Here is a 20,446-nt window from a genome sequence, read left to right as displayed (position 1 = left end):
GCTGTTACAGCAGGCCCGCCGCGGCCAGGTGCTTGCCGACGCGGCCGGTCTCCTCGTCGTTCAGCGGGACCTGCGGCAGCGCGGTGGCCGGGTGGTCGATGACGCCGCGCAGGTGCAGCGCGGCCTTGAAGGCGCCGAGCCCCGACGAGCTGCCGCCCATCCGGCCGCCGCCGACCGTGACGATCTCGAACAGCCGTACCAGCCGCTCCTGCTCCAGCCGGGCCGCCTCCCAGTCGCCCTGTCGCGCCGCCTGGTAGAGCCGGACGTACCCGTGGGGATCCACATTGCCCAGGCCGGGCACCACCCCGTCGGCGCCCATCCACAGGGCGGAGTCCACCGTCACCTCGGACCCGGTCAGCACGCTGAACGGCGCCTCACGGCCCAGGATCACCTGCCGCAGGCCGCCGTCGTCCCCGCTCGAATCCTTGACCCCGGCCAGCACTCCCTCGGCGGCCAGTCCCAGCAGCAGCTCGGCGGTCAGCTTGGTGTGCACGGCGACCGGCAGGTCATAGGCGTAGACCGGCAATCCGCTCTCAGCGCTGATGGTCCGGAAATGTGTCTGAATCTCGGTGGGATGGGTGCGCGTGTAGAACGGCGCCGTCGCCACCAGCCCCGACACCCCGGCCTCGACCGCGACCCGCACGTGTTCGAGCACCCGCGGCGTGGTCATGTCGATCACCCCCGCCAGCACCGGCACCCGTCCGCCCACATGACCGACCACGGTGTCGAGCACCACCCGGCGCTGGGCGTCGGGCAGGTAGGCCACCTCCGACGACGACCCGAGCACGAACAGCCCGTCCACCCCGCCGTCGAGCAGGTGGTCCACCAGCCGGATCAGCGACGCGGCGTCCACCTGGCCGTCGGCGGTCATCGGGGTGCACACCGGGGGGATCACACCGGTCAATGTCATGCGTGCTCCTGGATCAGTTCGAGGTCGGTCGCTCCCGGCGCCACCGGGTGGTAGCAGTGGAAGAGGTGGTCGGCGTCGGTCCGCGCCGCGGGCCAGGCCGCGCCGCACTCCTCGTCCGCCCGCCAGCATCGGGTGCGGAACGGGCAGCCGCTCGGCGGCCTGGTGGCCGAGGGCACGACGCCGACCAGCGGGATCGGGTTGATCGGGGAGATCAGTCCCGGCGTGGCGGAGAACAGCGCCCGCGTGTAGGGGTGCCGGGCGTTCAGGGGTACGGCGTGCGCGGGCGTCTGCTCGACGATCCTGCCCAGGTACATGGTCACCACCCGGTCGCTCATCCGCCGGACCGTCTGGATGTCGTGCGAGACGAACACCAGCGCCAGTCCGAGCCGCTCCTTCAGATCGAGCAGCAGGTTGAGTATCTGCGCCCGTACGGAGACGTCAAGGGCGCTGGTCGGCTCGTCGGCGATGAGCAGGTCGGGTTCGAGGGCCAGCGCCCTGGCGATGGCCACGCGCTGCCGCTGCCCGCCGGACAGCTGGCCGGGCAGCAGATCGGCCGCCCCGGCGGGCAGGCCGACCAGGTCGAGGAGCTCGCGGACCCGGGCGTCCCGCTCGGCCGGGGTGCCGCGCCCGTGCACGTTGAGCGGGTCGCGCAGCACCTTGCTGACGGGCAGCCGCCGGTTCAGCGCCGTGGACGGGTCCTGAAATATCATCCCGACGCTGGAGCCGATCAGCCCCCGCCGCTCCGTCTCCTTGAGCGCCCACAGGTCCTTGCCCCGGAAGGTCACGGTGCCCGAGGTCGGCCGTTGCAGGCCGACCAGCACCTTGGCCAGCGTGGACTTGCCGCAGCCCGACTCCCCCACGACGCCGACCGTCTCGCCGGGGCTGACCGAGAGGTTCGCCTCGGTCAGCGCGTAGACGCGGTCCCGCGAGAACACCCCGCCCGAGCGGGCCTTGTGCACGACGTGCACGTCCTTGAGGTCAAGCACGCTGATCACTCCCCACGAGGACGACGGCGGGATGGTGGCACGCCACGGCGTGCCGCTGGGTGTCCCCCTCCAGCGCCGGAGCGTCGGTACGGCATACGTCCGTGGCCATCGGGCACCGGTCGGCGAAGCGGCAGCCGGCCGGGAAGTCCGCCGCCGCGGGCACCACGCCGGGGATCTGCGTCAGCCGCTCGGCCCCCGACTCCAGCGACAGCACCGAGCCGAGCAGCCCGCGCGCGTAATGGTGGGCGGGCGCGCCGACCAGGGTCGCCGTGGCGCCGGTCTCCACGATCTGCCCGCCGTACATGACGACCACGCGGTCGGTGACGTCGGCGATCAGCGCGAGGTCGTGCGAGACGAGGATCAGCGCGAACCCGAGCTCCGCGCGCAGTTCCAGCAGCAGCTCGATGACCTGTGCCTGGACGGTCACGTCGAGCGCGGTGGTGGGCTCGTCGGCGACGATCAGCTTGGGCTCGCGCGACAGCGCCATCGCGATCAGCACCCGCTGCCGCTGCCCGCCGGACAGCTCGTGCGGGTAGGAGGACAGGGTACGGCGGGCGTCCAGGCCGACCAGTTCGAGCAGTTCGGCCGGTGTCCGGCGGCCGCCACGGCGGGTGACCTGCTTGAGCTGGGCCTTGATGGTCATGGCCGGGTTCAGCGAGGAGAGCGCGTCCTGGTAGATCATCGCCATCTCGTGGCCGAGCAGGCGGCGGCGGGCGCGGCGCGGCAGCGAGAGGAGCTCTTGCTGGTCGAAGCGTACGTGGCCGCTGACGCGGGCGTCGCGGGGCTGCAGGCCCATGATGGTCAGCGCGGTCAGCGACTTGCCGCAGCCCGACTCGCCGACCAGTCCGAGCACCTCGCCCGGCCGTACCTCGAAGGCGATGCCGTCGACGATGTCCACGCCCTCGGCGAAGCCGATCCGCAGCCGCTCCACCGCGAGGATCGGCGGGCCCGTGGGCAGGGGGCGGGCCCGTTCCGCCAGTCGGCGGGCGGCTTCGGCCAGTCCCGGCAGCTCGACGATCTCGCCGGAGCCCGGCCGGGCCGCCTCGAACGCGTCGTCCTTCTTGATGGCGGCCTTGCGGGTGGCGGGCGCGGCCCAGGCGTCGGAGATGCCCTCGGACAGGATGTTCAGGGCGAGCACGGTGATCAGGATGAGCAGGCCGGGGAAGACCGTGGCCCACCAGCCGCCGAGCAGCACCATGTTCCTGCCGTCGGCGATGACGCTGCCCCACGACGGGTTCGGCGGGCGTACTCCGGCGCCGATGAACGACAGCGACGCCTCGAACACGATCACGTCGGCCACCATCACCGTGCAGAACACCAGCACCGGCGCGGCGCAGTTGATGGCGATGTGCCGGATCAGGATGTGCGGGGTGCGGGCTCCGATGATCCGCTCGGCCGCGACGTAGTCCTCGCCGTACTGGGCGATCACGTTGGCCCGTACGACCCGCGCCACCGAAGGCATGTAGAGGAAGGCCATCGCCATCACCAGCACCGGGATGCTGCCGCCGAACACCGCCACCAGCACCGCGGCCAGCGCGATGCCGGGGAAGGCCATGATCACGTCGAGCAGACGCATGATCGTCTCGTCGACGGCCCGGCGGGAGGTGGCCGCGGCGGCGCCGATGACGGCCCCCACGACCAGGGCCAGGACGGTCGCGCCGAGGCCGATGAGCAGCGACCAGCGGGCGCCGTACAGGAGCCTGGACAGGATGTCGCGGTTGGCGCTGTCCAGGCCCATCCAGTGACTCGCGGACGGGCCGCCGCCGGCGACCTCCTGGAAGTACGGCGAATGCGGCGCGATCATCGGCGCGAGCAGCGCGGCCAGCACGATCAGGGCGAGGATGCCCACGGCGATCCACGACATCGGCCGGAGCCGTCTGAAGACGACGCCCGGCTTGGCGAGGCGTTCGGTCAGTCCACGTCTCATCAGGTGGCGCTCCTGAGCCTGGGGTTGACCAGCAGGTACAGGACGTCGACCAGCAGGTTGACGACCATGAAGCCGACCGCGACGGTCAGTACGACGCCCTGCACGACCGCGGGGTCGCCGTCGCGCACCGCGTTGATCATGAGCTGACCCATGCCCGGCAGGCCGTAGATCTGCTCGATGACCACCGCGCCGCCGATCAGGTAGCCGATGCGCAGGCCGAGCACGGTCAGCGGGTTGATCAGCGCGTTACGCAACACGTTGCGGCCCACCACCACGATCGGCGGCAGCCCGCTGCCGATCGCGGTGCGTACGTAGTCGCGGTCGAGCTCCTCCACCATCGAGGTGCGGATGATCCTGGTGAGCTGGGCCGCGACCGGCAGCGACAGCGACAGCGCGGGCAGCGTCATCGAGCGCAGCCAGCCACTCGTCGAGTCGGCGGGGTTGATGTAGCCGCCGGTCGGGAACAGCCCCTCCCCCACCGCGAGCCACTGGATCATCAGCAGCGCCAGCCAGAAGGCCGGAGCCGCGACCCCGACCAGGGACACGATGCGGATGACCTGGTCGGGCCAGCGGTCGCGGAACAGCGCCCCGGTGACGCCGAAGATCAGCGCCAGCACGACCGCGACGAGCAGGCCGAGCAGCGTGAGCTGGAGCGTCAGCGGCAGCGCGGTCGTGACCGACTCGAGCACCGGCTTCTTGGTGAGCACGCTGGTGCCCAGGTCGCCGCGGACCAGGTCGCCGACGAAGCGCAGGTAGCGCAGCGGCAGCGGGTCGAGCAGGCCGTTCTCGACCTGGAACTGGTGGATCTGCTCGGGGGTCGGGTTCGCGCCCTGGAAGTAGGCGTACTCCGGCTTGCTGTTGGAGAAGCGCATCACGATGAACACGAACGCGGCGACCCCGAGCACCAGCGGAACCAGAACGAGGATCCGCCGGAGGAGCATTCTGACGATGAAGGCCATGGGCTCAGGTGCGCTTGGCCTGGAGCACGTTGATGCCCGGGTACGCCTGCGCGCGGATGCCGGTCAGCTTCTTCGGATCCCAGGCGGTCATCAGCTCGGTGTGGACGACGGGGTAGAGGACCGCCTGCTCGGCGATGAGATCCAGATATTTCTGGACCTTCGCAGTCTTGGCCGCCTTGTCGGGCTCTTTGGTGGCCTCGTCCATCTGGGCGAACAGGGTCTTGGCGTCCTTGCTGTCGCCCCAGTGGCTGTACTTCATCCACAGGCCGCCGGCCACGAAGTTGTAGCGCATGATCAGGTCGGCGTCCATGCCGAACTGGTTGGGGTTCGAGGCCGCCGCGACCACCTGGTAGTCCTGGAACTGGTCCATCTTGGCGAACAGCGCGGCCGTGTCCTGCGGCTCCAGCGTCGTCTTGACGCCGATCGCCTCCCAGGAGGCGGCGATGGTCGGCAGGCAGTCGGCGATCCAGCTCACGTTGACGGCCATCAGGTTGACCGTCAGGTTGGTCACGCCCGCCTCTTTGAGCAGCGCCTTGGCCTTCTCCTGGTCGAAGTCGTAGACGACCGAGGCCCGCTTGTGGTCGGGGTGGCCCTCGTTGAGGAAGGAGCTGGAGGCGGTGCCGTGCCCCTTGAGGGCCACGTCGATCAGCTTCTTCTTGTCGATGGCGTAGTGCAGCGCCTGGCGTACGCGGACGTCGTCGAACGGCTTGGTCCCGGTGTTGAACATCAGGAACATGTGGTTCATCCCCGCGCCGCCCTCGACGCTCAGCCCCTGCTGCTTGAGCTGCTCGACGTTGGCGTACGGGATGTTGTCGGCGATCTGCGCCTCGGCCGAGCCGCCGGAGATCTTCGCGACGCGAGCCGCCGCGTCCACGATCGTCAGCCAGTTCATCTTCTTGACGGTCGCCGGGCGCGGCCCGTTGTAATCGGCGAACGCCTCGAAGGTGGTGTTGCTCTTGGGGTTGTGCGCGGTCTGCTTGTACGGCCCCGAGCCGACGGCCTTACCGGTCTTGGCCTGGTCCCAGGCGCCCGGCTGGCTGAAGACGTGCTTGGGCATGATCTTGGCGATGGTCAGCCTGGGCGCCGCGTCGGGGAAGGCGAACTTGAAGACCAGCTCGACGTTCTTGTCGTCGATCTTCTTCACTTCCTGGAGCCAGGACTTGAAGAAGTTACCGGTCAGCACGTTGGCTTCCGGGTCGAGGATGCGCTGGAAGGTGAAGACCACGTCGTCGGCGGTCACCGGCTGACCGTCGTGCCACTTCGCGCCGTCGCGGAGGGTGAACTTCCACGAGGTGGCGTTCAGGTCCGTCGGCAGCGCGGTCGCCAGAGCCGGGAACGGCTCGCGGGTGATCGGGTCGGTGTCGAGCAGGCCCTCGTAGACGTGCTGGATGCCGGCCATCGCGAAGGCCGAGGCCGTCTGCGTCGGGTCCCAGCTCTGGTCGTTGCCATAGCCGATGACGGCGGTGATCAGGTCCTTGTTGGATCCGGCGCCGACCGAACCGGTCGAGGCCGGGCCACCCGAGCAGGCGGAGAGGGTGGTGGCGATGAACGCCGCCGCACCCGTGGCCCCGCTGTAGCGCAGGAAGTCACGGCGGCTGAACTCAGAGCTCACGGATGCCTCCTGGGGGTTGGTGCAGATCCTGCGATCCGCATTAGGCCGCGGTATGCGGTCCTAATGTAGAACGTGGGACATCCCATGTCCTATGTTGTGCGTAGGGTGGACGCTATGGGCCGGACCCGGTTGAGGTCAACAGGAGATTTCCGGAATGTTACCTAAGCGCTTACGACGAAGGGATTTTTCATGACCACTGTCCCGCGCCCGCGGCCCAGCCGTGCCGTCGAGGCCCAGGAGGGCGTCAAAGAGCTCATCCTGCGGCGCGGGCTCGTGGCGGGTGATCCCCTGCCCACCGAAACCGAGCTCATGGAAGAGCTCCGGGTCAGCCGCAACTCCGTCCGTGAGGCGCTCAAGGCGCTCCAGGCCGTCGGGATCGTCGACATCCGTCACGGCTTCGGCATGTTCGTGGGCCGGATGTCGCTGGCCGGGCTGGTCGACGAGCTGGCCTTCCACAGCCGCATCACCCTCCAGGACGGCAAGAGCCACCTCACCCACCTCACCGAGATCCGCGAGATCCTGGAGGCCGGCCTGGTCCAGCGGCTCATCGACCTGGGCCCCGAGGCCGACCTGACCCCGGTGGCCGACGTGATGGCCCGCATGGAGAGCGAGGCGCTGGTCGGCGACGTGTCACCGGAGACGGACCGGCTCTTCCACGACCTGCTCTACCGCCCGCTCGGCAACCCGCTGGTCAGCCAGCTACTCGGGGCGTTCTGGGATGTGTACCACCAGCTGCGCGACCGGCTCGGCACGCCCGACGAGCCCCCGGCGGACGTGGCCAAGCGACATCGCGACATCTACACGGCCGTACAGGCCGGAGACAAGACCGCAGCTGTGGCGGCGGTCTTCGCCCACTTCGACGGCGTCCGCAACCGGTTGGCCCGCCTGCACACCCGCTGACGGGGTCTACTCGGGGTCTACTCGGGGTCTACTCGGGAGATTCCAAGGCCCGCCAGTCGTCCCGCCAGCCGGCGAACCAGCGGGCGAACCACGGTGACGTCGCCGCCAGCGGCACGATGTGCTCCACCGTCTCCCGGTGGTATCGCCGCTGGAAGTCCACCGGCATCCGGTGCAGCTCCTGTACGTTGCTCACCCGGTCGGCCAGCTTGACCAGCACGGCCTGCGGCGGCGCTCCCGCCAGCGCCCGCAGGTAGGCCGCCTTCACCGCCGCCTTCACCGCCGCCTTGTCCTGCCCGGCGACCAAGCCCGGCTCGCCCTGCCCGGCGGCCACGCCCGCCTTGTCCTGCGGGGCGGCCACATCAGGCTTGGTCACCCAAGCGACCAGCTCGGCGACGTGCGCTCCGAACCGCTCGGCGATCTCCGCGCACGTGCACGGGGTGTCCTCGACCACGTCGTGCAGCACGATCGCCACCAGCACGTCCGGGTCGCGCACCGCCGCCCCGCGCACCGCGATCTCCAGCGCCTCCAGCAGATGCTCCAGGTAGGGCACGCCGGTCGGCCGCAACTGATCCCCGTGCTGGAGTACGGCGAAGGTCACGGCCTCCTCCAGCACCGCGACCGTCTCCCCCGGCAGCGCCGCGGCCAGCGGTTTCTCGGCGTCCGGCCAGGTTTTCCAGCTCGTGAAGATCTCAGTCACGCCTCGGATGCTATCCTCTGGACAATCGCCTTGGTCAATCGCCCAGGGCGTACGTCCAACCGAAAGGAAGCCCATGCCCGGACCCAAGGCGGCGGACCAGGGCCGTGAGGTGCGCGGGCGGCTGCTGCGCGTGGCCGCGGAGCTGATCGCCGAGCGCGGCTGGTCGGCGGTGAGCACGCGACTGCTGGCCGAGCGCGCCGGGGTGACGCCCGGCCTGGTGCACTACCACTTCTCCTCGGTGCACGCCCTGCTCACGGAGGCCGCCATCGGCACGATGCGGGGCCTGGTCGAAGGGCTGGGCCCGCTGCTGGAGCAGGCCGGCACGGCCGAGGAGGCGCTGGACCTCATGCTCGCCGCGCTGGACGAGCACGACGGCCGCGACCCCATGTCGCTGCTGTTCGCCGAGACGTACTTGGCGGCCGCCCGCGACGAGACGCTGCGCCGGTCGCTGGCCGAGGTGGTCACCGCCTTCCGCGACCGGCTGTCGCGGCGGCTGGCCGCCCAGGGCGTGGCGGCGCCGGACCAGACGGCGGCGGTGGTGGCCGCCGCGATCGACGGCCTCATGCTGCACCGGGCCTTCACTCCCGGCCTGACCGCCCCAGCCCTCGCCCCCGTACTCAGACGACTCCTCGACGGAAGGGAACTGACATGAAGGCCGTGATCTGCGGTGCCGGCATCGGCGGACTGGCCCTGGCCCAGCGCCTCGACACCATCGGCTGGGACGTGGTGGTGCTGGAGCGGTCCCCCGGCCCCCGCACCCAGGGCTACATGATCGACTTCTTCGGCCCCGGATTCGACGCCGCGGAGGCCATGGGCGTACTGCCTCGCCTACGCGAGGTGGGCTATGTGGTGACGGAGATGACCTACCGCGACCAGGAGGGCCGCCGCCGCGCCGGACTCGGCTTCGACCAGTTCGCCAAGGTCGTGGACGGCCGCCTGATCAGCATCATGCGCCCCGACCTCGAACGATCCCTGCGCGAACACCTCTCCGACCGCGTCGACCTCCGCTACGGCGCCGCGCTCACCGGCGTCGAGAACCACCCGGACAGCGTCCGGGTGACCGTCGACGGCGCCACGCTGGAGGCCGACCTCCTGGTGGGCGCGGACGGCATCCACTCGACGGTCCGTGGCCTGGTGTTCGGTGAGGAGCGCGACTTCCTGCGCCATCTCGGCTTCCACACGGCCGCGTGGATCTTCACCGACCCGGAGGTCCGGGCGGAGGTGGCCGGGCAGTTGACACTGACCGACACGATGACCAGGCAACTCGGCTTCTACGCCCTGCGCGGCGACCAGGTCGCCGTCTTCGCCGTCCACCGCACGGACGACCCCACCCTGCCCGCCGACCCCCGCGAGCGAGTCCGCCAGGAGTACGCGTCACTGGGCTGGCTCGCCCCTCGCGCCCTGGCCGCCTGCCCGCCCGCAGCGCAGATGTACTACGACCAGGTCGCTCAGGTGGAGCTGCCACGGTGGAGCCGCGACCGGGTGACGCTCATCGGCGATGCCTGCCAGGCGGTGTCGGTGGTGGCCGGTCAGGGCGCCTCGCTCGCGATCGCGGGCGCCTACGTCCTGGCCGACCGCCTCTCGACGGCACCGTCGATCGACTCCGCCCTGGCCGAGTACGAGCGGGTGCTGCGCCCGGTGGTGGCGGACAAGCAGCAGGTGGCGCGCAAGGGCGTCCGCTGGTTCGTGCCGGAGGCGCGCTGGCAGCTGGTGGCCCGCAGAGCCGCCCTCCACCTGGCCCGTCTGCCGCTTCTCGATCGCTATGTGATGGCGGCGGTGGCGGGGAAACAGAGCGCCATCATCTCCTAGACATCGTATAGTTCGACGTCTTACTATTCCCTATTGAGATAGTTCGACATCAAATCTGATTTCGGGCGACTGAAGGCTCTGGGCACGGACGCCACGATCGACACGGTCGCCGACTCCGGCCAGGCCAAGGCGTTCGTGGAGGCCCGGCTGGCGGAGGGCGCCGACTACCCGAAGATCGCGGTCGACGACGGCTCCTCGGGCGGCATGCGCCTGCCCGTGCTCAGCCCGGAGCTCGCCGCCGTCCTGGTCGAGGCCGCGCACGCCGCCGGGCTCAAGACCATCGCGCACACGATCACCGCGCGGGAGGCGATCATCGCCCTGGACGCGGGCGTCGAGGGGCTGGCGCACCTCTTCGCCGACACCGATCCCGCCATGGTCGAGGAGATCGCCGCCCGGATCGCCGCGTACGACGCGTTCACCATCAGCACGATCACGTACATCGAAGCCGTCACCGGCGACCCCCGGCGGCACGGAGCTCCTCCGGGACGAGCGGGTCGCGTCCCGGATGTCGGAGCGGTCGAAGGCCACCTTGAACCGGGAGTTCAGCGACATTCCCCTGCATTCCACAGGCGCGACCAACGCCTCGCACGCCGCCCTGGCCCTCTTCCGCGCCGGGGTCCCCATGCTGGCAGGCACCGACTGCACGCCCTTCGGCCCTCCGCACGGCGCCGGCCTGCACCACGAGCTGCTGACGCTCACCAGGGCCGGGCTGACGGCCGAGCAGGCGCTCGCCGCGGCCACCAGCGTCCCGGCCCGCTGCTTCGGACTCACCGACCGCGGCCGCATCACCCCGGGCCTCCGCGCCGACCTACTGCTCGTCGACGGCGACCCGACTCGCGACATCACCGCCACACGCGCCATCGCCGACGTGTGGCGCCGCGGCGTACGGCAGTCCCAAACTCCGGCCTGACCTCCCGGCCACTTCGCGCGGTCTCCAAAGCCACCGACTGGCTGCGCCGGGACAGCGTCCGCTACCCGCCCGTAGGCCAGAACTTTGGCGGGGAAATCACTGGATCGACCAGAAGCAAGCGGCTTGCCGCCGTCGGGTCAACTCCACGAAAAGTGATCAATCGCTGGCCATCACTTTCCGCCAACAAGGCCAGCGCACTGGGAAGTCCAGCGGTGACCGTCGCGATCGCGATGCCCATCCCGACCAGTCCGGGATGCTTGTGCGGGTATTCGATCCGATGCAGCTTGGCGGCGGCGATGGCCGCCACCTCTCGTGGACGCTGCATCTGCCGACCGTCGTTGGTCAATATGACATCGAACCCCTCGGCAGCCGCCCGCGGGTAGAGACTCTCATCACGCGTTCCCGACCAACCCTCAAGATCGAGCAGATGAGTGATCTCATGGTTCAGAATGAACGCGCTGAGAACCTGGTGGAGGGGTTTGGGGACATTCTCATCCAGCAGCAGCCGCACGCGATTCCCCGGGGGGTTCATAGCTGTCGACATAGTCGGCGAAGTCGACTGCGTCGAGCGCCGCTGAGGCAGTCACGCTGGGAAAGTAATCGGAGATCCGCTCGACTGGAACACCGTCCCGCAGCAATGCGGCGACCTCGTCGTAGGGCACGCGAGTGCCTTCGATCACCGGCATTCCGCCCCTGACGGCAGGATCCACGGTGACGTGATCACGTGGTTGAAGGAGATCCGGGATATGGCGGCCATCGCGGTAGAACGGCCGCAACACGTCGACGAGTTCGTGTATGACGACGTTTGCCGTGCGATGCACCAGATCAGTCGCCTGACCGGGTTCCACAAGATAGATGGTCGAGCCATCGGCCACCAACTGGTAGGCCGACAAGTGCTCACGCTCCCGCAGATCGGCACGGAGCGTGTCCAGAGCCCGCCGGATCTTCTGCAGGGAGGCGTCGTTACGCAGCTTCACGCAGGTCCGCAACGCCACCACGTCGCGAAAGGAGTAGAGAATCGGCCGGGTTTCGGAGATTTCTGGGACAAGCACAGCTCCCCGACCAGCGCTGGCCTTACGCCAGTGCACAAGCTGGCGAAGCGTGGCACCCGACAACGCCGCCGCGAGCTTAGGGCTGTAGGACATCAGCTTCACCTCCCTTGTTCCGATCGAGAGCTCACCCCTTGCCGAGCCATCATCGCAAACATCCCCTCGATCCATGCGGTAAAGCCCCGTCAACAGAGCACGATCTTCCCCGGGCTTTTCAGACGCTCCAAGGGAAGCGTCCGCACGCGGCACGCCTCGGCCGTTGGCGGACCCGAGCACGTCTGTGGCACGGTGTGAGCGTGTCCGACAGACCCCGCACCCCACTTCCCCAGACCGTGGCCGAGGCGATCGCCGCCGAGCAGGCGGGCCAGGTTCTGCGCTACCTCTTCTTCTGGGGCCACCGCCCGGCCCGCGACGGCGGCGTCGGCCCCGGCTGCCTGTCCCAGTGGTGGCCGGTCACGTTCACCGAGGACGGCCACACCTTCGCCTCCGCCGAGCATTACATGATGGCCCACAAGGCGTGGCTGTTCGATGACCACCAGACCGCCACCAAGATCCTCTCCGCGGACCATCCCGGCGAGGCCAAGAAACTCGGCCGGACCGTGCGCGACTTCGAGGAGGACGTCTGGAACGCCCACCGCTTCGACATCGTGGTCCGCGGCAACCTCGCCAAGTTCGCCCAGCACCCCGAACTGGCCGCCTTCCTGCTCGGCACCCGGAACCGGGTCCTGGTCGAGGCCAGCCCCCGCGACCGAATCTGGGGCATCGGCCTGACCGCCGACGACGAGCGCGCCGCCTCCCCGGCGACCTGGCAGGGCCTGAACCTCCTCGGCTTCGGCCTGATGTCCGTACGGGACGCGCTGGCCGCAACTTCGTAGCTGCGGGTGCGGGTCAGCTCATGTGCTTGACCGGCCCTGGGCGACCGCGGCCAGGAAACCGCCGACGAACGCGTCGCCGAGCCCGATGGTCGTGGGCGCGGCGACATCGAGATCGAAGCCGGGCAGGCAGCGAACGACTCCGCCCATGCGGCCTTCCAGAGCCGCGGCGAACTCCACCGCCTCCGTTCGCCTCGGCCGGTTCCGCATGAGTTCGTACTGGTGCTCCGTATACCCATCGCCGTGGCTGTAGCGGGTGCTGGCGATCACGATGCCCTCGTTCAGCGGCTCCGCGTAGTCGCCGGCTCTCTCGCCGACTGCCGCCGACCAGTACTTCGTATGCACGACCAGGGTCGGCACGGGGATGAGCGCTCGCAGCGATTCGAGGGCGCGGGCCACCTCCGTCACGGAGAGCAGCTCGACGGCGTAGCCCAGGTACGACTGCAGCTCGTCTTCGTTCAGTCCGTAGACGTCGATGACTTCCAGAAGCGCGTCACGGACCAGTTGGCTGTGGCCCGGCTCGTGGAATCCGGCATCCTCGTAGTAGACGACCGCCTCGGCCGGAAGGTGCCTCATATGGCTTCTCAGCGTGGACAGACGCAGGTCAAGTAGTCGCTGGTCCCGTATCGCGTTGAATCCCGAGATCAGAAAGACCCGTGCGTCGCCAAGCAACGAGCCCAGCTCGTCGCTCAACAGCATGGACTCGTTCGCCGGGTCGTTGACGTAGATCAATCTGTTCGGGAACGGCGCCCGGATGTCGATGTCACCTGCTCGAACCCGCAGGTCCTGGTCGTACTGCACGATCAGGTGCGGATAGAGGGTGTCCCGGTCGCCGCTGCAGATGTAGTCGCAGCTCGCCGGCAGCAGGCGGCGGACGATGTCGTTGAGACTGACCAGGTGCAGGGTGGAGGGTACGCCGAGCCGGCTCATCTCCATCGCCGCCCGGACGGAGGTTCCGCCCAGAGTCGTTCGTTTGGGGAACCGCCCGGCGAACGCGCTCAGGGATTCGGAGGAGGCGACGAAGTGCTCGCCTCCTCCGCCCTTTTTGAGGTAGGTGAGAATGGAGATGACCAGCTCGCGCTCGTTGGTCACCGTGACCGACGACGTCAGCTCGGCACCGTGGATCTCGTACTCGCCGACCAGCCGCTCCAAGATCGACGAGGACAGCTTGAGCTCGTAGTCGACGCATCCCCCCAAGCCCAGGACCACATGGCTGGTCATGTCAGTAGAGAGATGCCTTGCCGGCCGCTTCGAAGAGCTCGATCTTCTGCGCGGCCACCACCTTCATCGCGTCGATGCACGGCGGCTGGATGGAGTTCGGTTCACGCAGGCTCTCATCGGCCAGGACTTCGCGCATCTTCGTGTGGTAGGCCAGCTTGATGTCGCTGGAGATGTTGATCTTGTTGATGCCGAGCTTGACCGATTCCGCGATCTCGTCGTCGGGATTGCCCGAGCCGCCGTGCAGCACGAGTGGGATCTTGACCCGATCCTTGATCTCCTTCAGCAGGTCGAGCTTGAGCTCCGGCTTCAGGGTCTTCGGGTAGATGCCGTGATAGGTGCCGATGGCCACGGCGAGGCTGTCCACCCCGGTCTCCCGCACGAAGGTCACGGCGTCCGCCGGGTCGGTGTAGATGATCGCGTCGCTGCCGTCTTCGGCCTCGTTGTCGGTTTTGCCGATCGTGCCCAGCTCCGCCTCGACCGACAGGCCGACCGCGTGCGCGGTGTCGGCGACCTTCTTGGAGATCGCGATGTTGTCCGCGAAGGACTTCATCGAGGCATCGATCATCACCGAGGTGAAGCCGATCCGGATCGCGGTCAGCATCTCCTCATAGGTCGCGCCATGGTCCCAGTGAATCGCGATCGGCACGGACGAGCGGTGGGCTCGCTGGGTGATCGCGGCGATCACGTCCACTCCGAGGTGCCGTACCTCGTCTGGATGGATCCCGACGATGAGCGGCGCGTTCGTCTCTTCGCTGATGTCCACGATGCCGTTGAACATGGCGTAGTCGCTGATGTTGAAGGCGGGCACCGCGAAGTTTCTTTCGTTCGCGACAGCCAAGAGCACCTTGCCGGTCGTCAGCATTACTGTATTTCTCCTTCTGAATAGTGATTGTCGTGCGGGACGGGCATGATGCGTCAGGCCTTGACGGCGCCGGAGGTGAGGCCGCCGATGAATCGCCGCTGGAAGAGGAGGAACAGCAGGAGCACCGGGATGGACCCCAGAATGCTCATGGCCATCATCTGATTCCACTCGTAGGAGTGCTGGCCCATCAACAGTTGAATACCGATGGGCACGGTTCGCATGTCGTCGGTACGAGTGAGGGTCAGCGCGAACAGGTACTCGTTCCACGAGATCATGAAGGTGTAGACGCCGACCGCGACCAGCCCGGGAACCGAAATGGGCACCAGGATCCGCCAGAGAGCCGTCCAGCTCGACGCCCCGTCCACCTTGACGGACTCATCCAATTCCCGGGGCAGGGTATTGAAGTACGCGGTCATCATGATGATCGCGTAGGGCAAGGTGAACACCATGTGCGTGAGAATCAGCCCCGCATAAGTATTATACAGGCCGAGCCCCACCACGAGACCAAAGTAGGGAATGACGAGTGTGATGGGCGGCACAGCCTGAACAGTGACGATCACGGCATTGACGGACCGCTTCAGCGGGAAGTTGTACCGGCTGAATCCATAGGCCGCGAGAATCGCCACGAACAATGTCAGCACCGTCACCGAAAGCGCGACGATGTAACTGTTGATGAAAAACCGCAACTCGGTCGCGTCACCCAGGATCTTCGCGTAGGCGTCGAACGAGAAGTTCTCGGTGACCAGCCGCGGCGGAACCTGGAAGACCTCCCCATTGGTCTTGAACGACGTCGACAGCATCCACAGGACCGGCAGGCCGGCGAAGGCCGCGCCCACGCACAGACCTGCGAGCACGGCGATCTTCGCGTAGAGGCGCCGCCTTTTGCGGGTGAGCACGGGTGATCACCTCTCCTTTTGCAGGCGAACGTAGAAGACCGCCAGGATCATCGTGAGCAGCAGGACTATGACGGCGGCGGCGGAGGCGGAGGCGAACTCGTAACTGCTGAAGGCCTGCTTGTAGGTGTAGGTGCTGAGCATCTCGGTGACATTCAGCGGGCCACCACCGGTGGTCATCCAGATGAGGGCGAACTGCTGAGAGGTCCAGATGAGATCGAGCACCGCCATGCTGAGGAGCACCGGCTTCAGCTGGGGAATCGTCACATTGCGAAACTTGCGGAAGGCGGTCGCGCCGTCCACGGAGGCCGCCTCGTACAGAACGGGCGAGATTCCCTGCAACCCGGCGAGGATGCTGATCATGAAGAAGGGGAAGCCGGCCCAGATGTTGATGAAGGTCAACGCCCAGAGCGCCATGTTCGGGTCGGAGAGCCAGCTCACTTCCGCGCGCAGCACGCCGATCGTGGTCAGGATGTAGTTGACCACCCCGGACGGGTCCAGCATGAGCCGCCAGATGACCGCGATCACAGCGACCGTGAACAGCCAGGGCAGGATGTAGATGATGCGGAAGATGGCTTTCGTTACTCCGCCCAGCAAGGGCGTGTTGAGCATCGTCGCGAAGGCCAGCCCGAGGCCGAGGTGCGCGACGGTGCTCAGAGTGATGAAGATGAACGTGTTCTTCAGCGCTGCCAGGAAGTTGGGATCGGTGAGCACCGTGGTGTAGTTGGCCAGACCGGCGAAGACCGGATTCTGCTCGACGATCACGTTGTCCTTGAACGAATAGCTGACCACCATCGCGATAGGGATGATCATCAGCACAAAGATCAAGATGAGCGTCGGCGAGAGATAGGCGAACGGGACGACACGCTGCACGGGGAAAGGCCGCGTACTTCTCCGTCGGCCCGCGGCGGATTCCGATGCCGGTTGTGGGGCTCCCGGGGAGGCCGCGGGATCGAGTTTCGCGGTTTCCATCGATGTCTCCTTGGTTCGGGGCCGCGCCGCACGGTCGGCGCGGCCCGCGAAGTACGGAAGGTCAGAGCACCGGCGCCCAGGCCTGCTGCGCCTTGTTGAGCGTGTCGTCGATGCTCTGCTTCCCGGTGAGCAGGAGCTGCAACTGCTCGTCAAAGCTGCGCATGAGGTCTTCGGCCTTCGGCAATCCCACGAACTGGTTGGCGGGATAGCCCTCCTTGTAGATGTCGAAGGCCGTCTTGAACAGCGGGTCACTCGTGCTGAAGTCGGGCTCGGCCGTCTTGTTGCCGGGGAAGCCCTTCGCCAACGTGCTCAGCTGCGCGTTCTCCTGCTTGCTCATCAAGAACTGGACCAGCTTGAACGCCTCGGCCTTGTGCTCCGAGGAGTCGGCGACGCCGATGCCCCAGGACGCGTACGGGATGCCGCGCTTGCCGGTGTAGCCGTCCGTGGCCGGGATCGGCACCACGGTGAAGTTCAGCTTGGGATTGTTCTTCTTGATCAGCGTGATGTGAGCCAAGGAATCGATCATCATGCCGACCTGGCCGGTGGCGAACTTCTCGACCTTGTCCTGCTCTTTCATGGTGAGCGATCCGGGGGCGATGACGCCCGCGTCGTTCAGGCTCTTGACGTATTCAACGGTGCTCTTGACGCCTTGGCCGGTCAGGTCGGGCTTGCCGTCCTTGGTGAGCATGCTGCCGCCCGATGCCCACAGCCATGACATCACGTCATTCTGGATGCCGTTGGGAACGGCGGTGTCGAGCGGCAGAGCCCAGCCCTTGACGTTGCCGCCGAGCGCGCTGACCTTCTTGGCCGCCTCCAGGAACTCCGTGCGCGTGCTCGGCGGCTTCTTGACCCCCGCCTTCTTGAGCAGATCGTTGTTGACGAACAGGGGGTAGACGAAGTTCACCACGGGGATCATGTAGGTCTTGCCCTTGACCTGGATCTGGCTCGCGAGCTGGCTCGAGTCGTACTTCGCGCTCGCCATGAGCTCGGACAGGTCGGCGATGGCACCCTGCTTGGCGAAGTCGCTCACCCAGGCGCCGTCGAGGCCCACGACATCGGGCAGCGTCCGCGACGCCGCTCCGGACACCAGTTGCTGCTTGGTGGACGCGTAAGGGCCGCTCAGCAGCTTGACCTTGATGTTCGGGTTCTGGGCCGTGAATTCCGTCATGAGCTTGTCGAACGACCCCGCCGGGAGCTCCGGCGCCCACCACTGCGCGAACTCCAGCGTGACGGGGCCGTTCCCGCTTGATCCCGCGCTTGATCCCGAGGTGGAACCACACCCCACGGCGGTGGCGCTGAGCACCGCCACCGCCATCACCCCGAGTAGTCGCCTCGTCCGGCCCTGCAACCGGGTGCTGCCTCCGGTCATCGCGACCCTCCTTGCTGTACAGGTGTTACCGCTCTTTGCCGATTTCCGCCACATTAACAACGCGTGACGCGGCCCACAAGACCTAGCAACCGCAAAATACAGCTAGAAACCGCACAGTTCGGCAAAGAAAAGGAGAGAGGTGCGCCTCTGGCAGGGCGATCGGGGCGTCGGGCCGTCGGAAGTAAGCAGCATGTTGCCCTGAAGAGGCAGCGTTATGCGGTAGTCTGCGGTTCTAGGACCTGTATCACTCCTCTGTTGCGTTGATCCATAGCGCAACTACCGCAGAGATGGGAGGGTCAGTGACCCTTGACGAAGAGGACCGGCAGCGTCGTCTACCCGCAGGACGTAAAGCCCAGCTGGCGGCATACGTCGCGGAGACCGGGCAGGTCACGGTCAGCGCGCTCGCAGAGCGCTTCGGCGTCTCCATCGACACGATCCGGCGGGACCTGGACCAGCTCAGCGCCGACGGCGTCCTGGTCCGCACCTATGGCGGAGCGGTCAGTCAGTCGACCCTTTCCCGGGTCGACCGGGCCGTGGACGTGCGGCTCAAGATGGAGGAACGCGAGAAGGAGAAGATCGCCGTACTTGCCGGGTCGCTGGTCGAAGACGGGTCGATCGTCATGATCAACGGCGGCACGACCACTCTTGCCGTGGCCCGGAACCTGCGCAACCATCGCGACCTGACAGTGGTGACGAACAGTCTGCTCGTCCCCCCGGCGCTGCCGTCCTCAGCCGTCCGCGACGTGTACGTCGTCGGCGGCGCGGTCCGCACTCTCACGCTGGCCACCGTCGGCCCCGTCAGTTTCCGGGCGTCCGGCGGAAGCGAGCTGGACATCAGCTGCGATCTGGCGTTGATCGGGGTCGGCGCCGTTTCAGCGGCCGCCGGTTACACGACGAGCAACCTCGCCGAGGCGGCGATGATGCGAGAGATGATCTCTCGGGCGGCGCGCGTGGCGATCCTGGCCGACTCCTCCAAGTTCGGTCGCCGGCTCTTCGCCCAGGTGGCCGAGCTCGGGGGCGCCGACTACCTCGTCACCGACTCCACCCCACCGCCGGATCTTCTGGAGGCGCTGAAGGAGAACGAGGTGAAACTGATCACGCCGGAAACCCTCGAAGGCGCCCCTGAAGCCCGTCGGGATCCCCAGTAGCCCACAAACACCACTGGCCGTTCCCCCATGACAGGAGAACGGCCAGTTGAAGATGGTGCGCCGCCAGGGACTCGAACCCCGGACCCGCTGATTAAGAGTCAGCTGCTCTAACCAACTGAGCTAGCGGCGCCCGCAACAGAAGTAACTGTAGCAGCCACCGCACACCACCCAGCACATCATCCGAGCCGCTCGCCCAGCCCCTCGTAGGCCCCCAGCACCGTCTCCCAGAACCGCTTCACATCCAGCGATGTGGCCACCAGCGCGTTCGGCCGCGCGTCACGGAGTTTGAAGTCGGTGACCGTCATTCCCGAGGTGTACCGGCCGACCGTCTCCACGTCCACCCGTGCCGGTACGCAGGTGAAGAGCGCGGGCTCGAGCACGTACGCCACCGCGCACGCGTCATGGATGGCCGGTCCGGACTCGGCCGTGACCTTGCCGTAGGACTGGGCGGCCGGGACCAGCAGGTCGGACAGCCGGCCGAGCGGGCGCATCCGGTCCAGGACCTCGGTGGTCACCTCGGCCGTGAGGGTCACGTCGAGGCCGAGCATCTTCACCGTCCAGCCGGCGTCGAAGACGATGGCGGCCGCCTCCGGGTCGGCCTTCATGTTGAACTCCGCCGCGGGAGTGGTGTTGCCGCGGGTGAAGGAGCCACCCATGATCACGAAGTCGCGGGCCCACTCCACGACGCGTGGCTCCCGGCGTACGGCCAGCGCGATGTTGGTCAGCGGGCCGATGGCGACCAGCGTGATCTCGCCCGGAGCGGTCCGCAGGGTCTCAATGATGAAGTCCACGGCGTGGCCGTCGAAAACAGGGCGGGTCGCCGGTGGGAGGACGGCGTCGCCGAGGCCGGAGAAGCCGTGGACGTCGGCGGCGCGGACCGTGGGGCACACCAGCGCGCCCGCGCTGCCCGGAACGACCGGAACATCGCCGAGGTCGAGGAACTCCCTGAGCGCCAGCGCGTTGGCCGTGGTCAGCGCGAGGTCGACGTTGCCGCCGACCGTGGTGATGCCCACGAGTTCCAGGGCCGGGGTGCCCGCTACCAGCGCCAGGGCGAGCGCGTCGTCGATGCCGGGATCGCAGTCAATGAGGACCTTTGTCACATAACCGAACAATACGCATGAATCGGGGCCGGACAGTCCCCCAACTGTCCGGCCCCGACCGAGGGCGGTCCAGGCCAGCGCTTTCCCCCAAAAACGCCGGCGGTCCCGCACTGCGAACGACGGTCCCCCTCCGCGTCCGCTCTTCGGTAAAAGTCTGCAAGTCAGTCGCAGGACTCTTGACCTGCCTCGACACTACCGAGGCGAATGCAACGAACGTGCCATAGGGGGGTCGAATGTCCGCCTAATCCAG

Annotated in this window: 21 protein-coding genes and 1 tRNA gene; 6 read left to right on the top strand and 16 right to left on the bottom strand. The window is 67.5% G+C overall.

The genetic code is table 11. The features are described 5' to 3' along the window. Window positions 1-4: 4 nt before the first annotated feature. Genes AB0H88_RS13295 through AB0H88_RS13275 form a run of 5 tightly spaced genes read right to left on the bottom strand, consistent with a single transcriptional unit; the run spans window position 5 to window position 6,394 of the window. Entirely contained in the window at window positions 5-910 is a 906-nt protein-coding gene (locus AB0H88_RS13295; protein ID WP_357643889.1) for a dihydrodipicolinate synthase family protein, read from the bottom strand. Further along, the gene (locus AB0H88_RS13290) at window positions 907-1,896 is read right to left on the bottom strand and encodes an ABC transporter ATP-binding protein (protein ID WP_357643887.1); all 990 of its coding nucleotides are present in this window, start codon (window positions 1,894-1,896) and stop codon (window positions 907-909) included. The genes AB0H88_RS13295 and AB0H88_RS13290 overlap by 4 nt, the downstream gene beginning before the upstream one ends. Further along, on the bottom strand, window positions 1,889-3,823 hold the full coding sequence (locus tag AB0H88_RS13285; RefSeq protein WP_357643885.1) for a dipeptide/oligopeptide/nickel ABC transporter permease/ATP-binding protein: 1,935 nt from the start codon (window positions 3,821-3,823) through the stop codon (window positions 1,889-1,891). Before AB0H88_RS13285 ends, AB0H88_RS13290 begins: the two co-directional genes overlap by 8 nt. After that, window positions 3,823-4,782 carry an ABC transporter permease gene (locus AB0H88_RS13280; RefSeq protein WP_357643883.1) on the bottom strand — a complete coding sequence of 320 codons (960 nt, stop codon included), beginning with the start codon at window positions 4,780-4,782 and terminating at the stop codon, window positions 3,823-3,825. Before AB0H88_RS13280 ends, AB0H88_RS13285 begins: the two co-directional genes overlap by 1 nt. A gap of 4 nt (window positions 4,783-4,786) precedes the next feature. Then, the gene (locus AB0H88_RS13275; protein WP_357643882.1) at window positions 4,787-6,394 is read right to left on the bottom strand and encodes an ABC transporter substrate-binding protein; all 1,608 of its coding nucleotides are present in this window, start codon (window positions 6,392-6,394) and stop codon (window positions 4,787-4,789) included. Between the two features lie 189 nt (window positions 6,395-6,583). Here AB0H88_RS13275 and AB0H88_RS13270 point away from each other — a divergent pair, with 189 nt between their 5' ends. Continuing rightward, window positions 6,584-7,294, top strand: coding sequence for an FCD domain-containing protein (locus AB0H88_RS13270; RefSeq protein WP_357643880.1), 711 nt, complete (start codon window positions 6,584-6,586; stop codon window positions 7,292-7,294). A 28-nt stretch (window positions 7,295-7,322) separates the two neighbouring features. Here AB0H88_RS13270 and AB0H88_RS13265 read toward each other — a convergent pair whose 3' ends face one another. Further along, window positions 7,323-7,991 carry an HD domain-containing protein gene (locus AB0H88_RS13265; protein ID WP_357643879.1) on the bottom strand — a complete coding sequence of 223 codons (669 nt, stop codon included), beginning with the start codon at window positions 7,989-7,991 and terminating at the stop codon, window positions 7,323-7,325. Between the two features lie 73 nt (window positions 7,992-8,064). Between AB0H88_RS13265 and AB0H88_RS13260 the strand changes: the two genes are divergently transcribed. Both AB0H88_RS13260 and AB0H88_RS13255 read left to right on the top strand, forming a co-directional pair. Then, complete coding sequence (locus AB0H88_RS13260; protein ID WP_357643877.1) at window positions 8,065-8,643, top strand: TetR family transcriptional regulator; 579 nt, start codon at window positions 8,065-8,067, stop codon at window positions 8,641-8,643. Further along, window positions 8,640-9,800 (top strand): FAD-dependent monooxygenase, encoded by a 1,161-nt coding sequence (locus tag AB0H88_RS13255; RefSeq protein WP_357643875.1) that lies wholly within the window; start codon window positions 8,640-8,642, stop codon window positions 9,798-9,800. Before AB0H88_RS13260 ends, AB0H88_RS13255 begins: the two co-directional genes overlap by 4 nt. Window positions 9,801-9,964: 164 nt before the next feature. Here AB0H88_RS13255 and AB0H88_RS13250 read toward each other — a convergent pair whose 3' ends face one another. Beyond that, window positions 9,965-10,252: a hypothetical protein gene (locus AB0H88_RS13250; protein ID WP_357643873.1), complete on the bottom strand. Its 288-nt coding sequence runs from the start codon at window positions 10,250-10,252 to the stop codon at window positions 9,965-9,967. 53 nt (window positions 10,253-10,305) lie between these two features. Between AB0H88_RS13250 and AB0H88_RS13245 the strand changes: the two genes are divergently transcribed. After that, window positions 10,306-10,710 carry an amidohydrolase family protein gene (locus tag AB0H88_RS13245; protein WP_357643871.1) on the top strand — a complete coding sequence of 135 codons (405 nt, stop codon included), beginning with the start codon at window positions 10,306-10,308 and terminating at the stop codon, window positions 10,708-10,710. Between the two features lie 61 nt (window positions 10,711-10,771). Here AB0H88_RS13245 and AB0H88_RS13240 read toward each other — a convergent pair whose 3' ends face one another. Continuing rightward, window positions 10,772-11,221, bottom strand: coding sequence for a hypothetical protein (locus AB0H88_RS13240; protein ID WP_357643869.1), 450 nt, complete (start codon window positions 11,219-11,221; stop codon window positions 10,772-10,774). Further along, window positions 11,202-11,855, bottom strand: coding sequence for a DUF433 domain-containing protein (locus AB0H88_RS13235; protein ID WP_357643867.1), 654 nt, complete (start codon window positions 11,853-11,855; stop codon window positions 11,202-11,204). The genes AB0H88_RS13240 and AB0H88_RS13235 overlap by 20 nt, the downstream gene beginning before the upstream one ends. A gap of 200 nt (window positions 11,856-12,055) precedes the next feature. Between AB0H88_RS13235 and AB0H88_RS13230 the strand changes: the two genes are divergently transcribed. Further along, the gene (locus AB0H88_RS13230) at window positions 12,056-12,634 is read left to right on the top strand and encodes an NADAR family protein (RefSeq protein ID WP_357643865.1); all 579 of its coding nucleotides are present in this window, start codon (window positions 12,056-12,058) and stop codon (window positions 12,632-12,634) included. Between the two features lie 18 nt (window positions 12,635-12,652). Here the strand turns inward: AB0H88_RS13230 and AB0H88_RS13225 are convergent, their stop codons facing one another. The 5 genes from AB0H88_RS13225 to AB0H88_RS13205 all read right to left on the bottom strand — a co-directional run bounded on the left by AB0H88_RS13225 (window position 12,653) and on the right by AB0H88_RS13205 (window position 17,948). Continuing rightward, the gene (locus AB0H88_RS13225) at window positions 12,653-13,852 is read right to left on the bottom strand and encodes an ADP-dependent glucokinase/phosphofructokinase (RefSeq protein WP_357643863.1); all 1,200 of its coding nucleotides are present in this window, start codon (window positions 13,850-13,852) and stop codon (window positions 12,653-12,655) included. 1 nt (window position 13,853) lies between these two features. Then, window positions 13,854-14,714 carry a ketose-bisphosphate aldolase gene (locus AB0H88_RS13220; protein ID WP_357643861.1) on the bottom strand — a complete coding sequence of 287 codons (861 nt, stop codon included), beginning with the start codon at window positions 14,712-14,714 and terminating at the stop codon, window positions 13,854-13,856. Window positions 14,715-14,767: 53 nt separating this feature from the next. Then, complete coding sequence (locus AB0H88_RS13215) at window positions 14,768-15,610, bottom strand: carbohydrate ABC transporter permease (RefSeq protein WP_357643859.1); 843 nt, start codon at window positions 15,608-15,610, stop codon at window positions 14,768-14,770. Window positions 15,611-15,616: 6 nt separating this feature from the next. Continuing rightward, window positions 15,617-16,420 (bottom strand): sugar ABC transporter permease, encoded by an 804-nt coding sequence (locus tag AB0H88_RS13210; protein ID WP_357643857.1) that lies wholly within the window; start codon window positions 16,418-16,420, stop codon window positions 15,617-15,619. Between the two features lie 220 nt (window positions 16,421-16,640). Then, window positions 16,641-17,948 (bottom strand): sugar ABC transporter substrate-binding protein, encoded by a 1,308-nt coding sequence (locus tag AB0H88_RS13205; protein ID WP_357643855.1) that lies wholly within the window; start codon window positions 17,946-17,948, stop codon window positions 16,641-16,643. Window positions 17,949-18,247: 299 nt separating this feature from the next. Here AB0H88_RS13205 and AB0H88_RS13200 point away from each other — a divergent pair, with 299 nt between their 5' ends. Then, window positions 18,248-19,096 (top strand): DeoR/GlpR family DNA-binding transcription regulator, encoded by an 849-nt coding sequence (locus tag AB0H88_RS13200; RefSeq protein ID WP_357643854.1) that lies wholly within the window; start codon window positions 18,248-18,250, stop codon window positions 19,094-19,096. Window positions 19,097-19,149: 53 nt separating this feature from the next. Here the strand turns inward: AB0H88_RS13200 and AB0H88_RS13195 are convergent. Beyond that, a tRNA-Lys gene (locus AB0H88_RS13195) sits at window positions 19,150-19,226 on the bottom strand. A 46-nt stretch (window positions 19,227-19,272) separates the two neighbouring features. Further along, the gene (locus AB0H88_RS13190; RefSeq protein WP_357643853.1) at window positions 19,273-20,196 is read right to left on the bottom strand and encodes a nucleoside hydrolase; all 924 of its coding nucleotides are present in this window, start codon (window positions 20,194-20,196) and stop codon (window positions 19,273-19,275) included. Window positions 20,197-20,446: the final 250 nt, after the last annotated feature.

The sequence above is a fragment of the Nonomuraea sp. NPDC050680 genome, assembly GCF_040654555.1.
GTDB lineage: Bacteria > Actinomycetota > Actinomycetes > Streptosporangiales > Streptosporangiaceae > Nonomuraea.
Note: the sequence above shows the minus strand (reverse complement) of the source record. Positions and strands in the feature narration are given on the sequence as shown.

Coding starts and splice junctions, on each gene's coding strand:
- AB0H88_RS13220 (WP_357643861.1), bottom strand. CDS start 14,714: ATGCTGACGACCGGCAAGGTGCTCTTGGCTGTCGCGAACGAAAGAAAC.
- AB0H88_RS13225 (WP_357643863.1), bottom strand. CDS start 13,852: ATGACCAGCCATGTGGTCCTGGGCTTGGGGGGATGCGTCGACTACGAG.
- AB0H88_RS13205 (WP_357643855.1), bottom strand. CDS start 17,948: ATGACCGGAGGCAGCACCCGGTTGCAGGGCCGGACGAGGCGACTACTC.
- AB0H88_RS13210 (WP_357643857.1), bottom strand. CDS start 16,420: ATGATCATCCCTATCGCGATGGTGGTCAGCTATTCGTTCAAGGACAAC.
- AB0H88_RS13295 (WP_357643889.1), bottom strand. CDS start 910: ATGACATTGACCGGTGTGATCCCCCCGGTGTGCACCCCGATGACCGCC.
- AB0H88_RS13270 (WP_357643880.1), top strand. CDS start 6,584: ATGACCACTGTCCCGCGCCCGCGGCCCAGCCGTGCCGTCGAGGCCCAG.
- AB0H88_RS13285 (WP_357643885.1), bottom strand. CDS start 3,823: ATGAGACGTGGACTGACCGAACGCCTCGCCAAGCCGGGCGTCGTCTTC.
- AB0H88_RS13260 (WP_357643877.1), top strand. CDS start 8,065: ATGCCCGGACCCAAGGCGGCGGACCAGGGCCGTGAGGTGCGCGGGCGG.
- AB0H88_RS13235 (WP_357643867.1), bottom strand. CDS start 11,855: ATGTCCTACAGCCCTAAGCTCGCGGCGGCGTTGTCGGGTGCCACGCTT.
- AB0H88_RS13280 (WP_357643883.1), bottom strand. CDS start 4,782: ATGGCCTTCATCGTCAGAATGCTCCTCCGGCGGATCCTCGTTCTGGTT.
- AB0H88_RS13245 (WP_357643871.1), top strand. CDS start 10,306: ATGTCGGAGCGGTCGAAGGCCACCTTGAACCGGGAGTTCAGCGACATT.
- AB0H88_RS13255 (WP_357643875.1), top strand. CDS start 8,640: ATGAAGGCCGTGATCTGCGGTGCCGGCATCGGCGGACTGGCCCTGGCC.